At 36.4% G+C, this 16947-nt stretch carries 6 protein-coding genes and 1 rRNA gene; all 7 read right to left on the bottom strand.

Translation table 11 applies throughout. The features are described 5' to 3' along the window. Positions 1-21: 21 nt before the first annotated feature. Positions 22-3981, bottom strand: coding sequence for a glycosyl hydrolase (locus FDM27_RS15805; RefSeq protein ID WP_140487943.1), 3960 nt, complete (start codon positions 3979-3981; stop codon positions 22-24). Next, complete coding sequence (locus tag FDM27_RS15800) at positions 3981-5177, bottom strand: DUF4861 family protein (RefSeq protein ID WP_140487941.1); 1197 nt, start codon at positions 5175-5177, stop codon at positions 3981-3983. The genes FDM27_RS15805 and FDM27_RS15800 overlap by 1 nt, the downstream gene beginning before the upstream one ends. Positions 5178-5185: 8 nt before the next feature. Continuing rightward, the gene (locus FDM27_RS15795) at positions 5186-6598 is read right to left on the bottom strand and encodes a glycosyl hydrolase family 28 protein (protein ID WP_140487976.1); all 1413 of its coding nucleotides are present in this window, start codon (positions 6596-6598) and stop codon (positions 5186-5188) included. A gap of 44 nt (positions 6599-6642) precedes the next feature. Continuing rightward, on the bottom strand, positions 6643-8514 hold the full coding sequence (locus FDM27_RS15790) for an alpha/beta fold hydrolase (RefSeq protein WP_140487939.1): 1872 nt from the start codon (positions 8512-8514) through the stop codon (positions 6643-6645). A 62-nt stretch (positions 8515-8576) separates the two neighbouring features. Continuing rightward, the gene (locus tag FDM27_RS15785; RefSeq protein ID WP_140487937.1) at positions 8577-11366 is read right to left on the bottom strand and encodes a heparinase II/III family protein; all 2790 of its coding nucleotides are present in this window, start codon (positions 11364-11366) and stop codon (positions 8577-8579) included. Positions 11367-11944: 578 nt separating this feature from the next. Next, entirely contained in the window at positions 11945-16225 is a 4281-nt protein-coding gene (locus FDM27_RS15780; RefSeq protein ID WP_140487935.1) for a DUF4979 domain-containing protein, read from the bottom strand. Positions 16226-16860: 635 nt separating this feature from the next. Beyond that, positions 16861-16947: ribosomal RNA gene (rrf, locus tag FDM27_RS15775) — 5S ribosomal RNA — on the bottom strand; the annotation flags it as partial.

The following is a 16947-nucleotide window of genomic DNA, read 5'->3' as shown; positions in this document are numbered from 1 at the left end:
TCATTAAAAGCCTACTGAATGTCATATCTTTTTTTCCATTGCGTAATTTAATTTCACTGGCCCCAAAAGTCCTGATTCTAATAAAGGCTCTGTTCTTTCAAAATTTTTCCAGACCGAAAAAGCTTTTCGGTCTCCCGGTTTCTTACCATTATGAACATACCAATCTGGTAATTTCTCTATGAATTTATGTTTGCTAAACTTATTTTCAGCTGGCAACCATTCATCACCGATTAATCGATTGCTCCATAAGTTGGTTACCTCAATTCTTATCTCGTTTTCTCCCGATTTCACAAATGCGGTAATGTCAGCCCAATAAGGCTCTTTCCATAATAAAGACACTTCTTTCCCATTCACAAAAAGTTTGGCAATTACCTCTACTCTACCTAAATCCAATAGCAATTTTCTTCCTTCGATAAAATCGGCTTTTTTCAAGTGTATCGAATTAAAATAGGTCGCCGTTCCCGAGAAATGCTTCACTTCAAAATCATCATGAAAGCGCAATGATTTTAATTTATCCAACTCAATAGGATTCGGGATTCCCGCTTTTCCTGAAAATTGAACCTGCCATTTAGTTTCAATGGGTTGTTGTTTACAATCCTTAATTACAATTTTTGCTGTCTTTTTTCCTGAAAATTCATATTCCCCATTTTGAGTAAATAAGAACGTATTGGATTTATTGGTAAAAATCAACGGCGAGATTAAATCCAAATCGGGCAATCCTTTTTGATATTCTGATTGTATTTTATTTTCAACATTACTTAGATGCAAAACCGGTTTGGTGCCATTTCCTTCAAAATAACTGCTAAATTGGTTCGGATTCGGAATGGACTCAATGCCTGGATGTACTTTATACAGTGAAGCTGTTCCTTCTTTATCAAAAATTCCATTGATATACAACTGTGGTTTTCCATTTTTATAAGCCAATGCAAAATGTGTCCATCCTGCAATAGGCATTAGTGATTCTAAAACCAATGTTGATTTACCCGAAGCACATTCATATACTTTCACTCCATTTTGGCCAAGACTAATTCCGCAAGTGGCATGTCCTTTACCAAATACTTTTTCTCCTTCCAAAGGATGAAAAAACATACTCTTTCCATTGTGGGCATAGGTATCCGGTTTGGCCCAGAAGCTGATGGCAAAATCGTTAATTACCTCTTTATATTTGCCCGCTTGTGGTTTTTCGAAAGCTTTAGTAGATAATAAAAGCTGGCCATCTTTTGCAATAGCATCAAATCCTGATGCAGTTATTTTCTTTCTGAAAACCACAAAATAAGCTCCGGCTGGTTCAAACTCTAAAGTTAAATGGGTTCGTCCATCCTTTATCTCATACAATGGCGCTTGAATAATATCTCCTGTTTCACTGTCCCAAAGTTCCGGAGCAAATCCTGAAATCCTAAAAGAGCAGGATACTACTTCTTTTCTTCGTTTATGATTAGACACAAAGAAAAACTCCTTGTCCTCCAATTTTTTATGCGTATAATGAATCGTAGCATCTTGTTGTGCTGCGGTATAATAAAAATCCTGTTCTATATTTAATTCCTGGAACACTTCGTTAAGCGGAATTCCCCAGAACAATTTCCCTTTGCCAAAAGTGCTTCTTTTCACAGCAACACCATCAAGTGTACCGTACAATTCATTTATGGTATTTTGTACTACTAAATCCCCTTTCAAAAGTCCCAAAGACTTTTCAGGTTTATTCTGTACGATCAATACCATTCCCTGAGCGACCAACTCCTTTATTCTTTGGGCTGTTTCAGGCATTAAGCCTTTAACACTAGCGAGTATGCAAACTTTATATTGCATGCCATCAGGCAGTACTATTTTGCCGTTGTCAATCATAAATCGGGTCAACAAAGCATCTCTTCCAATTACATCCCCTCGATACCCTGCCGGTAAATAACCATTGGCATACAAATCAGGAATTCCTGAAACAGCTTCATCACCCTTAAAATAGCACACATCTACAACGGACAGTCCTTGTTGCAATAAATACTGTGCTCTTCTCACATGGTTAATCCAGCCATAAGCCTGTTCTGTCCAGGTATTATTTCGGTCGAAATGGGTTCCGAAAGGTCCCATGGTCATCCCCGGAAATCCAGTGGTATAGGGTTGATGCACAAAAACATGAAAAACCAATCGGTTAATTCCCAACGTATAGAAAAAATCCCCTTCCGCTTTAAGCGAATACGGATATTCTGTCCATTTACTAGTCAACGGCATTCCTGTGAAAGCCTCGGCAGCAACAACTTTTTTGCCATAAGCATGTCCGATAGAAGCAGCCTGTTTAGAAGTCATTTCACTTCCGTAAATATATCGCGTCCAAAACTCTGCCATGGGAACATCCAAATACTGTCCCGCCTGCAAACTGTCTAAATTTCCGTCCCCATAAGATTCCGCATGGTACTGTAGATTATGCTGATGACATAGCTTTTGCATGTGACCATAATAATTTTCAGAAAGCAGTTCTGCCTGTGTTTTATTCATATCCCAAAGGAAACGTTCACTTTCTTCAACAGAACCTACAATTCTTCCTGTCATCGTCAATAGCCAAGCTCCTATTTCATAGCCGCGTTTTTTGTGGAACTCTTCCGGCAATTGTAACGACCAGTTTTGTTTCCCTGCCTCCCATGAATCAGTGGTAAAACCTTGAAAAGCCTTTCCTGTATAAGGGTCTAATTTTTTAATAATTTTGGACAGAAATTTTTCATAATGAAAATTCACCGCGTCTATACTAAATTTATCCACTTCCAATCCGGCAGCTGAATCCGGATGAGCCGCAGGCATTTCCCCCGTTGTGGTGTGTCCGATTCTGACAAGAGTCCAATTGGTCTTTTTTGGTGCATTCCAATGCAAACGCCCTTCTTTCGTCAGAAAAGAGGTTACATCAATTACCTGTTCGGGATGAATCAGTAATCCCTGCTCAACTTCAGGTTGATTGGCTACTGGACTTCCATGTGTCCAATTGGCTTTACCCGGCCACCCGGCTAATCTTGGCCCTGAACTCAATTCAATTGAGGACAACCAAGTAGCTTCTTTAGTCAACAATCTGAAATATTTTGCCTTTACTGCCTCAAAATTCTGCATAGCAGGCGTATCCATTTCCCTTAATTCAGGTGTATTAAAAGTACAAACTTCAGTATACAAAATCCCATCCACAGAAGCTTCCAAAATAAATTTCGGAGGATAATCCCTAGGTCCATCAAATAAATCTTTGGGTTCTTCCGGTTTACGGGTAATCGTTATCGATCTGGCTTCAAACGGACTCTTAAATTCCAACAGTAAAACAGCTGATTCCTGTTTAGTAGGCTCCATTCTAATTTTAGAATTCGAATCCTGATCTAATAAAATAGTTTTATCTATTTGTTTTCCATCCAAAAACATTTTGTTCAATTGCTCCCGCATGGTACCATTTTCAACAGATAATGATGGATAAGCTAAAACATAGGCATCACAATAATACCCTTCTTTGGCCTGAGGTTGCAAAAGATCAACCGCTATATTTTTACTGTCTTTAACTTGTTTTTCTGTCCAGACCAATTGTTGCATGCTCATTTCTGGAGTTATCCAAGGACCTCCTGAACCGGAATATCCTGCTCCATTGTGAAGCATCAACAACATTCCTAATCGTTGGCATTCGGCTGTAGCATAATGCACCATTTCTAACCATTCTTCGCTGGCATAATCTACAGCTCCACGAGGAATTCCTACTGCATTATTGAAACACAAAGCACCACCAATTCCCATACGCTGCATGGCCTCCAAATCGAGCGTAATACCTTCTTTGGAAATGTTTCCGTTCATCCATTGCCAAAAAACCCATGGTTTAGAAGAATTAGGTGGATTTTTAAAGAACATATCAAATTCAGCCAATTCAGCTGAATCTAATGGCTTAGTAGAGGCAAAAGAAAATCCAGAAGGAAGCAACATCATTGCTGCTCCTCCTAAACTAATTTGTTCTATAAATGCTCTTCTTTTCATTATTTAATTATAACTGATAAAGGATTAGCAATAATTTTTGCCTGCTTGGCAAGCATTTCGTCCCATTGGGTAACATCTGAAACCTGTCCGCTTCCTGTCCATGCAAAACCGGCATAATAAGTCAGTTTAGCTGCAGGATTAGTGACTATTAACAAATTACTTTGGTCCGGCGTTTTAGAATCATTAGCAAAAGCTGTGTTTACCACTTCAGGATTAACAACGATACCTTCGCCTACAAAAGAACTATCTATGGGTTCCCAATGACGAAACCATCCGTTAATTTTGTTGATATTGACTTCGCCTTTCTTCTCATGCAGCGTAATTCCCAGTGTATAATTTGGTATCTTTTTATCTGAACGAAGGCTAATTTCAAATTTTGAAAAATTGGAATCCAAATCCAATGAAATCCTTTTGGTTTCCTGAACTCCATAACTACTCCAGGGTGCATAAGTCAATTCAAAAACCGTACGTAGTGGTCCTGTTGCAATTGTTTTATAACTGATATAATTTTTAGCTACCTGTAAACTGTCATTTTCCCAAATTCCTGCTCCACCGTTACCCCGGCTGGCTCCTACATGATAGGGATCATAGCCCTCACCGTGTTCGATGTGGTAATATCCCGGACTTTCTACATTTTTTTTGTACCAGCTATCAATAATAGAATAATCTACTTTTTTAAGCCAAAGATCAATACCACTGGAAAGTGTACCACCTTCTTTGTGTTGCTCTACCAATTGCTGTGCTGTAGGTCCATAAGCCCTAAAAGCTACTTTGTTGTTCTCCCAGGCATAATCATCAATACGCTCCGGAACAAAACGGGAATAAGTTCTTACCTTACTTTCAGGAACTTTCGCAGTATCGGAAACTATCGAATAATTTGCTACACTATTGGCTTTAACATCCACTTCAAAAAGCAATTCATCTCCTACGCCATCATTATTATAATCAATCCATTGGGTTCTTAAATAATCTTTAGCTCCCTGAATTTTAATACGAACATTTTTCTCTGAAGTATTTTTTAATAAACCCGCTAATTTACCGCTTGGAATACCTACAATTTCCTTACGGTTGAAATCCAGATTATTTTTCACCTCAATATTAATTCCCTTGAATTTGTTTTTTACTGAACATCCGGAGGCATATCCCAGAACAAAAAAACTGCCTAGAATAACACTTAATTTGGAACGTATTTTCATTATCTTATTTATTTAATTTTAAAAGAAACGCCCTCTACATGTTCTCCGACAAAGAATCGAGCCATGTCTGCCGTTTTATACCATTTGGGTTTTCCATTCATTTCATCATATATCAAAACGCCATTTATCATCAGGTTTTCAAAGCTTACATTCTTAATTTTCCTTTGTTCATTATAGCCTGCTATTATAGATAAGTTGGCATTTTTACCATTGTACTTTACATTACGAAAAACCACGTCTTCGATACCTAAACCCGGTGCAGTACAATATTTAGTATTATAATATACTCTCAAGTTAAGCAATTGCCCTTCCCTGAAATCTTCTACCCTTATATTTTCAAAGAGTACATTTTTAGCCAGATTATTATCTCCCACATTAATGCCCAGACAGCCCTGATAATCCACCTGCATCTCTTTTTGATCTAAAATATCAATGTTAGTATATTTCAAATTTTCAAGAACATCCGGTTTTTCACTATTTCCATGTGTACCTATCAAAATAGGATGGCCGACATCTGCCCAAAGTGTTGAATTTTGCATTGCAATATTCCTACACCCACCTAAAAATCCTTTTCGAGTCCCATACACCGTGGTACAGTCATCAGAAGAGCGGATAAAAACACTATCATAAAAAACATTGTTACTTGCCATTACGTTCATGCCATCTCCCCAGCCAAAAAAACTAATGGTTTTAACATTGTTGATTTTTACGCCGTCAGATCCGCCGGCTAAACACTGTGAAGCAAAAACGCCTTCAACATTCACATTTTTAGAATTGGCTATATGTATTCCAAGTCTGATTTCCTGATCCACCATTCCTCTGCCTAATATATTTACATTGGAAACACTATCTAATGCAATTTGTCCTTTCAAAACAGCTCCACCAGCCAAATAGATGGTTTTATTAGAAGCTACTTTTAATTTTTGATTGGGTATTTCATGAATTCCGGGGCCAAAATAAATCACATTGCGATCTTTTGGCTTAGGAGCATTTTTTTCAATTGGGTTTGCAAATAAATGGAGGTTATGAAAAATATCATCGTTGATTTCTACTGATAAATTTGCAGGATTGGATAACGAAAAACTCAAGGTGTTCCCATTTATTTGTGGTTCTATCCCATAAGACAAGGGTCTTATTCTGGCTTTGTTTATTGCCCCTTTATTCGAAGTCACCGAAACTTCCACAGTTCCTGAAAAATCAAAAGAAGCCATCGAAGCTTTTTGTACCGAATGTCCAGTTCCTAATACCTGATCCACTTTTACACCATACTCAAATAAGTCTTTCCATTCTCCACCCGGCTTTCTTACTTTTACTGAAAAATCATCATTGTGCATGCTTTTTAAAATATCCTCAGTTGTTTTATAAACCACTAATTCCTGAGCTAACATTTTAAATGTTCCACAAAATACAAATAGTAGCATTGTAATTAGTGACCAAAATTTTTCTTTAAATACCATTGTTTCTTTTATTTGTTTTTTAAAAATTCTATAACCAATCGATTAAAATCAACCGGATTTTCAAGATTACTAACATGCCCCGCATTTGGAACCAAAACTTGTACAGCAGTTGGGACACAAGCCAATAATTGATTGACACGATTTTTATCGGCTTCAGCTGTTAGAACCATTACCGGAACGGTTATTTTTTGTTTCTTTAAAATGGAAACTGCATCATTACCTAAAACCAGACGAGGCTCTGCATGAAGTGGTTGCCATTGATCCCATTTGTAAATCATATCCCAAACAGCTCTTCTTATTCCTTCTAAATTAGTTCCTCCGTTACGCATCAAAGCATTTAACCAATCCCATTTTTGATTCATCGTTCCTTTTTGCTTCACTTTTTCTATTTCTGCTCTTCGAACAGCCAATTGTTCTTTTGTCCAAGGTTCAGATGGTCCGGAAACCGGAAAAATATCACCACTAGCTGCTGTTACTGATAAAAGTCGGTTTTGATGTAAAGCCAGAAAATCTGTAGCGATAAAACCTCCCATCGACAGTCCGACCAAATGTGCTTTTTTAATTTTAAGCTTGTTCATTAACTTTAAAAGATCCTCTGCATGCAAAAAGGCTAAATCTTCTTTGGGTTTATCCGAATAACCATATCCTCTACAATCATATCGGATAACCCTGTACTTTTTTGCAAATTCAAAAAACTGAGGATCCCATTCACTATGATCGAAAGAATGACCATGAATAAAAATTAGGGGCTCTCCTTTTCCCAATTCCTCATAATACAATTTTGCACCTCCAACATTTATAAAGCCAGTCTTTACCTCCTTAGGCAAAGCCTTATTTTTATACACATCCCGAACCATTATCGGCAAAACTGGACTGTTATAGAAAGATGAAAAACCGGCTTTATTAGCCTTTTCTACATTTACATGAGTCAAAAAAAAGCCATAGGTATTGGTTGTTTTATCAATCCAGGGATAAGCACCCGCCCAACTTGGACTACTAATTAATACTGCATTGCCTATTGCGTCCAATTCTTCTCTCCATTCACCGAGTCCATAAACACCATTATGGTTTTCGACTCGCACCTTTTTTACATATTCAGGATCAACAATTTTGGCATTTCCCACTTGGTCTGTTTGCATTGCTGCTACTGACTCTTTTTTTAAAATTTGTTTCCATTTGTAATTTCCATCATGACTAATCATTTCCAAAAAATGAGCATAATCATAAAGTGTACTTTTAGCACCACCTCCAAGCATGGGACTATGCCCGCCACTATCATCCACTGGCACAAAATGGGTGTTTTTCATCCCCAAAGGCATAGCAATATTCTCCTGAAAAATAGTTTCAAAATCTTTCCCAGTTGCCAATTCAGCCATTCTTCCGGCTAGCTGCATTGCTAATCCTCCATAATGAAAAGAAGTTCCTGGTTGTGCATCGGCCGGTAAATTAACGATGTGTTTTACCGATTCTTCCAATGTTTGATAATTATCTGTAACCGAATCTTTAGGTTGATAATCCGGAAAACCGGAAGTATGCGAAAAAAGCTGTCTTAAAGTGGCTTCTCCTTTTACATCCTTAAATTCCGGAAGCCATTTTTTCACCTTATCATCCCATGAAAGACTTGTTTTTTCAACAACTGAGGCTATCGTAGCTGCAGCTAACCATTTGCCAGCTGAGGCAATAAACACCTGGGTATCTTTATTATAATTTCCAAAAATATTTTCATAAACAACAGTATCATTTTTCACAATTATAATTGATGCCCCAGAATAATAACTGCTGTCCATCCAAGTTTGAATCTTATGCTCAACAACTGAAAAATCATATCCGCTATTATTTTTGCGTTGTTGGGTTTGTTTGGATAAATTACTGCACCCCATTGTCAACCCACACAATATCAGAATTACATAAAATCTGAAATATGTATTAACAAACACCTTCATTATTTCACGGCTATTTTAATCGTTTGATAGCTCATTGCCGGCAATTTAAAACTTAGCGTTTTTTCTTTCTTGTTGTAATTCCCTTTGTATATAACTCCTGCTGCATCGGTCAAAGTAACGTTCTTGATTCTTTCTTCTACTGAAACTGTCAGCGTTGATGGTGTATCAGCACTGAAAGAGATTGTTCCATTTTCGCTTTTTAATACTGATGAAGCAATTTCGTTTCCTAAATCAACGGTATAATTTCCATTTGAAATATTTTTTCCATTACCTAAGAAGAGTGTGAAATCAGCCGCTTTTTTACTGATGACAGCATAAGTTCCCGTTACCGAAAATTGTTGTTCTGTTAATTTTGTATCAGCATTAGTATTCGAAAAAATAAAATCTTCTTTGCCAGATTTATTGGTCACATGAATCCCCACAAACTCATTTTTTCCAAAATAATCCACCGATTGAATATTCGTTGCATTATTCAAAGCAGGCTCATAAACAGCCACAAATGGTCGATTCCATGCTTCTCCATTTTGCCTTACAACCAATGTTGGTATTGGACTATTATTAATATCATCCGGTAACAAACCATGACTCAAAGCAGTTGATTTTGGTGAAAGAACCGAGAATATTTCTCTATCTGCCTGACCCTGCATCCACAGGTTCATGTTTACTGTTTTGTCTTTTAAGGCTAGATTAAATTTCCCTTTAAAATCCTGACTGGTTTCGATTGATTTTTTATCCCACATATAATCATAAGCCATCAAATCGCCATCACCAAAGGCTAATTTTGTAGTAGGTTTTAAATCTAATGGAGTTTCATCTGATGTTGTCAATTCTAAATTTTGCCCCAGATTGTGATAGAAATATTCATTTTTTACATTATCTCCTTTATTTTGCGTAGAACGAAAAATGTCTATATAATAGCCTTCTTCAGTACCATTCTTTACTATTCCCATTATTCTCCGTTGATTGCTATTGGTTTCCGGCTCCAAAAAAGAAACATCCGAAAAAGTGATTCCAGAAACAAATCCTTCATTCGCTCCACTTTTAGGATAAGCCGCATTTACTTCAAAAGCATGATTGCTTTTCATCTCCGGATATTTGGATTTCCCATTTACAATCACAGTATTATGGGCTGGAAATTGCGTGTAATATTCGGCATACTCTATCGAGAAATAACTGGAACCGTGTCCCATTTCCGGAGCTAATGGTAATCCCTTACCATACAATTCCATTGCAATTCCGTTAGAGTGCATGTGATTTCCCAATGAACCAATCTGACTAATCATTAAAGCAGAATCTCCTTCGCCCTGACGCTGTACCAACCAACTGTTATGAGGTACATAAAACAACGGATTCGTATAATCTGTTAATTTTCCGGCAACACAATTTTTGTCAAATGTCAATGCTTTCTCTGCAAAAAGATCCTGAATATTTTTACCTATAAATTTCCCTTCGGTTGCACTATCATCATAAATGGTTTTATACATTCGGGTAAAATACTCCTCGTCTTCTTTTTTGCCATATTTTTGAGCATTTTCAATCATGTAAAGAATGGGTTCGCTACGCAATTTTTTATAATGTCCATCACCAAAAGAAACCATGTATTTATTAGGATAAAGGTATTGTACACTTGACTTTACCGCTTGTTTCAATATTGGCATTTCTTTTAACAAATCGATATCAAAATTGCGGTCATAAAACTCAGCGAAAGAGATAAAATCAGCGAGAACGTTCATTGAATATCCCGGACTTTCATTCCAGACTCCCGTTTTTTTATCATAACCATAATCAATTAATTTATTCATCGACCATTGTCTGGTAGAAGTTTGATTCATGATTTGATCTAAATAATATTGGGCTCCTTTAGCGTTTTTATAAACCGAATTATTTTCTAAAACCAATGCAATGTGGGAAATGTGAGCTGCCTCGAGTAAATTCCAATTATTGAAACTCACTCCGTTCTTGATGATTAAATCGGCCCATTTTTGCAAAGTTTGAGCATACAAATCCAATCTTTCAGGGTGCTGTTTTTCGATATACCCATAAAGAAAATCGTACCCCTGACTAATTTCATTCAAAATATGCTCTTGAATAACTTCAAAACCTGCATAACCTACCAAGGTTTGATGGTGACCACGACTCAAATCGATTGGTTCTTTACGATAATAAATTCCTTCTAAATAAGTATCCAAAACGGAATAGGCCAAATCACCATACACTTGTTCGCCAGTAAACCAATACATAAATGCAGCATCTCTGGCAATACTCATAATCTCTCTGTTAATAGCCCCTAAAATTCCACTTGTAGCAGGTATTGGTGCCCATTCCCATACATTTGTCGATTTGTTTTGGAGATACAATCCTCTTGGATCGTCCATATAGGGTTTAACATCCACTAATTTAGGATGTTTATAATTTGTAGGTGTTCCTCGTCCTCCTATAAATTTAACAGTAGGTACTGGTGCTTCCCCGTCAGCATGATCATAAATTCCTCCTTTTATATAAACCTGAGTTGCTTTAGTTTTCCAATACATCTGAAGTCGGGAAACTAACCAGCTTTTATCTGTTTTGTAATGAGTAATATAAGGTGCTAAATTATTTTTGGTTTTTGTAATAATAGCTGCAGCCCAATCTTCTTTTTGCACCAATTGTTTCACCTGGTTCAAAGACATCTCTTTCCCAAAAACACGCGGATGCTGTGTCCCAACATTTTGAGGTACAGGCAGATTTTGAGATTTCACATTACTTATTGAAAGCAATAGAAAAAGAAGTACCAGAATTTTATTTTGCATATTAATTTCTTTTTATTTTATCAAGTTACAGAAAATTTGATTAGCAGTTGCCAAAGTAATTTTTGGCAACTATACTACAGTAATCAAACTAATTACAAACTAACCAAAATTTGTATTGTTTCATCCCTATTTTTGAAACGTTTAAATTCGTTCTAAAAATACAAGAATCATTTATCTAAGTTTCAATTTGTGTTCTTATTTAATTCTAAAAAACAGTTACTGAGTAACCAATTCAGCAACTGTTTTTGACATCATAAACACACTAATTACAAGTCAACCAAACCTGTATTTCTATTATAAATTCACTCTGCATACACCGTCTTTAGAATAGGATAAAACAGCTTGAACCGTTTTTCAATATTACTAAGAATCTCTGTTTTTAAAGATAAATTATGGTTCATTTTCTATAAATTATAAACCATAAACAATCGAAAACCCTCTGTTTTGTTGCCTTTTTATATTAAATACATAATCTTAACAAAATTCAACAAATCATTATTTTAAAAAATCAATTTCTATAAATAATAAAGCCGGCTACTCTGTAAAAAAGTAGCCGGCTTATAACTTAATAAATAACGTTATTCTTTAATAATTTTCTTCACGGTAATTTCAGTTCCATTTGTAATATACAATGAATAAATTCCCGTAGCTAATCCTTCCAAAGGCATTACTTCCAAAGTATTTATCAAAGCTTGAGAACGAAGCTTAATTCCTAAGGCATTGAACAACTCTAATTTTGCAGCAGTATGCACTTCGTTTACTTTTATATTCAAATCACTACTAACAGGATTAGGGTAAACTACAACAGCTTCTGTTATATCTTCATCAGTAATTAAATTTTTACTGGTTTGTTTACCGGCAACTGTGCATGAACCTAACTTATCTCCGTGATTCAAATGTGCCTGAACTGAGCTTGAACTCACACAAATTGCTTGGTTATTATGGCAAACCATCACTTTGTCACCCGAATTGCCACATTGTACATTGAGTGTTTTAATAACAATAGAAGCTGTTGTCTGACAATCTTTAGCATCAGTTATTACCACAGTATAGGTTCCCGCTGCTGACACTGAAACACTTTGCTTGTTTTGGTTTGTACTTACATTCCATTGATATGTATAAGGTGCTGTACCTCCGGATGGAGTTGCAGCAATAGTAAGCGACGGGGTTCCATAACCAATATAAATAGTATTCTTCTCATCTACCGCCGAATTAAGCGCATACACATCAGGAATCGTTGCGGTCAATTGAACCGGATTAGTGTCATCACAGTCATTATTGTTTTCTACACCGCAAGCAGTTGGAAATCCAGCTCCGAGTCCGTCACCATCATCATCAGCATACAATATTTTAGTATCATCACAATCAGTATTATTAATTGCATATCCTTCAGGTGCTATTGATGAACATAACATTACCGTTGTAGTTGAACCAAATCCATCCTTATCAGCATCTACATAATATTGAATTGGCTGATGAACAGTCGCATCGTTATCATTACAGTCGGTATTGTTAGTAGCATATCCTTCAGGAGCATCATTAACAGCAAGCAAAGCAGTTATAGTTGATCCAAAACCATCCTTATCTGCATCTACATAAAATGTCTTATTTACAGTTAGCGGTTGTGTAACTGAAATTGCAGCATTGTAGATTTCATTTCCTGTCTGTGAAGCTGTAATTGTTGCTGTTCCAACTCCAACAAGATGTATTTTTCCATCAACAATAGTTGCTACAGCCGGATTAGAACTGGTATAATTCAATAATAATCCTGAACTTGCAATAGCACCACCATCAAAATCTGCATCCCCTATTGTTTTTGCAGATAAGCTATTAAACGTAATATTCTGATCGTTTTTAACCACAACAAGATTTCGTTTCACTACATCGGCAGCATAATAATTAGCATCTCCGGCTTGGGTAGCTGAGATCTCGGAAGTTCCCGATCCTACAATATGTATTTTTCCATTTACTATAGTTGCTACAGCTGAATTAGAACTTAACAAAGTTACTGGTAGTCCTGAGCTGGATACAGCTGAGCCAAAATCGGCCATTCCCACTTTCATAACGTCTATAGCAGCAAAAGTTATTGTTTGATAAGCCGGAGCAACCAAAGCCTGCAACTCTGCCACAGTTTTCACGGATTTAACCCAATCCACCTGATAATCCGTTTCGCCTGATGTAATATCAGCTATTTTAAATTGAAAAGTTGTTAAAGCGGTTGGAGTAGTTAATATACCACTTGAACCAAAACCCGTTTTAGAAAGATCAAAGTAATAAATATCATTCCCCACTTTGCCTGTCCATTTGTTACTACCATTACCGAAAGAACCTAAATTAGAATCTAAAATAATATTGGCAACTATTGGCTTTTTCAATTTAATGGCTACAATAGGATAATTGGCAGGATACAATGTTGCACCAGCGGTACGTTTGATATCTCCACGATAAGATCCATTGGTTTGTTTGACAAGACCTACTCGTAAATGGCCGTTATCGGCAAAGGAATTAGCACCACTGGTAGCAACGTTCCATCCATCTGTTGTTGTCGAAAAATTATCATTAATCAGACCAGTTGTAGGATCAAAGGCTGTAAGCTCTGCTACTGTTTTAACCGTTTTAACCCAATCCACAGTATAGCTTGTTTCACCAGAGGCAATATCGGCTACTTTAAATTGAAAAGTTGAAAATGTTGTAGCAGCAGTAGCTGACAACATAGTAGGCGTTGCACCAAAACCTGTTTTAGAAATATCATAATAATAAATCTCATCTCCTACTTTCCCTGTCCATTTGTTAGCAGCATTACCATAACTACCTAAATTAGTATCAAAAGTAAAATTGCAACTAACAGGTTTCTTCATCTTGATGGCTAAAATTGGATAATTACCAGAATGAACCGTTGTAATGTTATTCTGCATATCTCCCCTTCCTTTTCCATTCGATTGAATTACTGTAGTAATCTTTAATTGCCCGTCTTCAGCAGTAGCAACTGATCCTGTCGTTACCGCTTTCCACGTTCCTGTTGAAGTGGTAAAATTATCATCAATTAATCCCTGATTTACAAATGGATAATCATTGGACGAATTCAAATAAAACAATAAAGATCCATAACCCGGGTTATCCGCTCCAACAGGTGCTCCTTCAGCTCCCATTCTTCCTAATACAGCCATTGTTTGAGGCATAGTCAAACCTTTTCGATACACATAATGATTATAAGCAATTTCAAACACAGGTCTTAACTGACCACGACCATTTGCAGAAATAGCGGTTGGAGTATAGTCCTGGTAATTTTTTTCGCAATAATCATAACTGGTTTGATAAGGAACATCCTGTCCTAAATTATATTGAGAAGTGTATTCGTAACCTCTCATAATGGCATTATTATTAGCAGAGTATAAATCCACACCTTGTTTTAAGGCCATTTCTGCCAATTCAGCAAGAGAACCTAAAGCCAGCATCGTATGAGGCTGATCTCGATTACTTTCCTGTAATTGACCTGTATCGGTAAGTACATAGTTTTTAATACTTCCATTACCTTCTCCGTAATAATAGTAGTTTACCGTTTTATTGAACATAGCAACATCTTCGGTAAAAATGGCAATTCCCATTAAGGCTTTCATACAAATGATGTCCCAATTACCATGAGCACAAGGCTTAAAATTCCCTATTACAGGATAAAAAACAGACTTCAGCATATTTTGACACTGCAAAACTTTGGCTGCCGGCCATGATGGATAAACAGAACGCATGATCTCAGCCGCATTAACAAACATAAATCCGTACAAGCCATTCAGCTCAGCATCACCACCAACGATTGATGTTGTGGTAGCAGAATAAGCATCTAATATCTGAATGGCTTTTAAAGCATGTGCCTCATTACCATTAATTTTATACATTAATGCATTGTAATAGGCCGCCAGAAAATCGCTTTCTACATTATTTTTAACTGTTCCTCCCACTACCCCACCAACTGTGATAGAAGGGTCTCTTGTAAGCGCAGTATAAGGACCTTTCACAACATAAGTAGCAGAGGCTTTACCCGAAGCAACCAAAGCCTGAAAACTCTGGTACGGACGACCCGCCTGCTGAGCTACTAAATCCTTAATCCTGTTAAGGTCAGCCGCATTATGAAGCAAACCGGGATGAACAAAAGTACCGCTGAATTCAAATTGAGGATTAGTCGTTCCGGAAGGATTTAAAAAAGCACGGAGTGCATCTACCGAAGCAAAACTCTTGACCCAGTCCACCTGATAATTAGTTTTATTTGCAGCAATTTCTTCATCTGTTAAGACAATATCCGCAATTTTAAGTTGAAATGAAGACAAGGTAGTTGGCTGCGAAGTTGAAATCGTGGTGTTACCCAATTTACCGGTTGAAAGATCCCAATAAAAAACGTTACCGGTTTCAGTAATAATCTTAGTCCCATTGTTATTAACACCATTATAAGATCCTAAATTAGTATCAAAGAAATAATTACAACGCGGTGGTTTATTAATCTTAATGGCAATAATAGGGTAACTTCCGGCATGAAAAGTTATACCTCCATTTTTTTTGAAGTCTGCACGGTATTTTCCTCCTGCTGGTGCCGGAAAGTTCACATTATATTTTCCATTTACAATTTGCCCGGTAGATCCTGCTGTGGCTGCAACCCAGTTGTAGGTAGCTCCGGTGGAAAAATCATCATTTATCAATCCTGTTTGGGCCTCAGCTTTTATAAAAGGAAAAAACAGTAACAGAATAACGACTATAGCATTGAACAAATTATATATTTTTTCATTCGCTGTTTCATCTGTAGCGACAATCTCAACAGGCAGGGGTAAAGTAAAGTTTTTGTCAATATTTATTAGATTAGAATTTTTCATTGGTTGGTTTTTAAATATAAATTCATAATTTATTTTTTTGTGGTTTCGGTTATTTTCCAAATCATTGTGATTGAATTGAATTTGTTTTTAATCATCCCATTTTGATATGCAATCAATAGGAATTACATATCACTTAATCTTTTTTTGTTTCCCCATAGGCTTTTAATTTGATTAATAGAATTCAATTCTCTTTATTTATCTACAATCAAAAATACCTACATGAATTCTCCCTGAATACTAATTATCAACCATTCTGCATAAACTATCACCCATTTTTAAATTTATTTCATTAAAAACACAGTTAAATTTTACAATTTATTTTTCCACTGTAAAACACTTAATTAAAACCATTTACAACAGAAATAAACTCACCAATAATTATAAAAAACAAAGCCAAGATTGCGCTTAAGAAAACGCAATCTTGGCTTATAAAAATTGGTAATGGTTTAGATAAATTTTACTCTTACCTTATTTAAGGTTAATATTTTGGACAAAATATTTTATAATATAATTATGGTCTTTGTCCTTTTGAATAACTTCTCCTTTAATTTTGAAATTCTCAATTTCAACATTCTGTATCAGGACAAGACAGTATAAAACAAAAAACCCTATCTGATTAGGATAGGGTTTTCAAAGAAAGGCGACGACATACTCTCCCACAAAACTGCAGTACCATCTGCGCAGGCGGGCTTAACTACTCTGTTCGGGATGGGAAGAGGTGA

Source organism: Flavobacterium sp. GSA192, assembly GCF_006386525.1.
Lineage (GTDB): Bacteria > Bacteroidota > Bacteroidia > Flavobacteriales > Flavobacteriaceae > Flavobacterium > Flavobacterium commune.
This window is presented reverse-complemented; position numbering and strand designations above follow the sequence as displayed.

What these genes read in the sequence shown, in the direction of transcription:
- FDM27_RS15805 (WP_140487943.1), bottom strand. Translation starts at nt 3,981, where the DNA reads ATGAAAAGAAGAGCATTTATAGAACAAATTAGTTTAGGAGGAGCAGCA.
- FDM27_RS15800 (WP_140487941.1), bottom strand. Translation starts at nt 5,177, where the DNA reads ATGAAAATACGTTCCAAATTAAGTGTTATTCTAGGCAGTTTTTTTGTT.
- FDM27_RS15795 (WP_140487976.1), bottom strand. Translation starts at nt 6,598, where the DNA reads ATGCTACTATTTGTATTTTGTGGAACATTTAAAATGTTAGCTCAGGAA.
- FDM27_RS15790 (WP_140487939.1), bottom strand. Translation starts at nt 8,514, where the DNA reads ATGGGGTGCAGTAATTTATCCAAACAAACCCAACAACGCAAAAATAAT.
- FDM27_RS15785 (WP_140487937.1), bottom strand. Translation starts at nt 11,366, where the DNA reads ATGCAAAATAAAATTCTGGTACTTCTTTTTCTATTGCTTTCAATAAGT.
- FDM27_RS15780 (WP_140487935.1), bottom strand. Translation starts at nt 16,225, where the DNA reads ATGAAAAATTCTAATCTAATAAATATTGACAAAAACTTTACTTTACCC.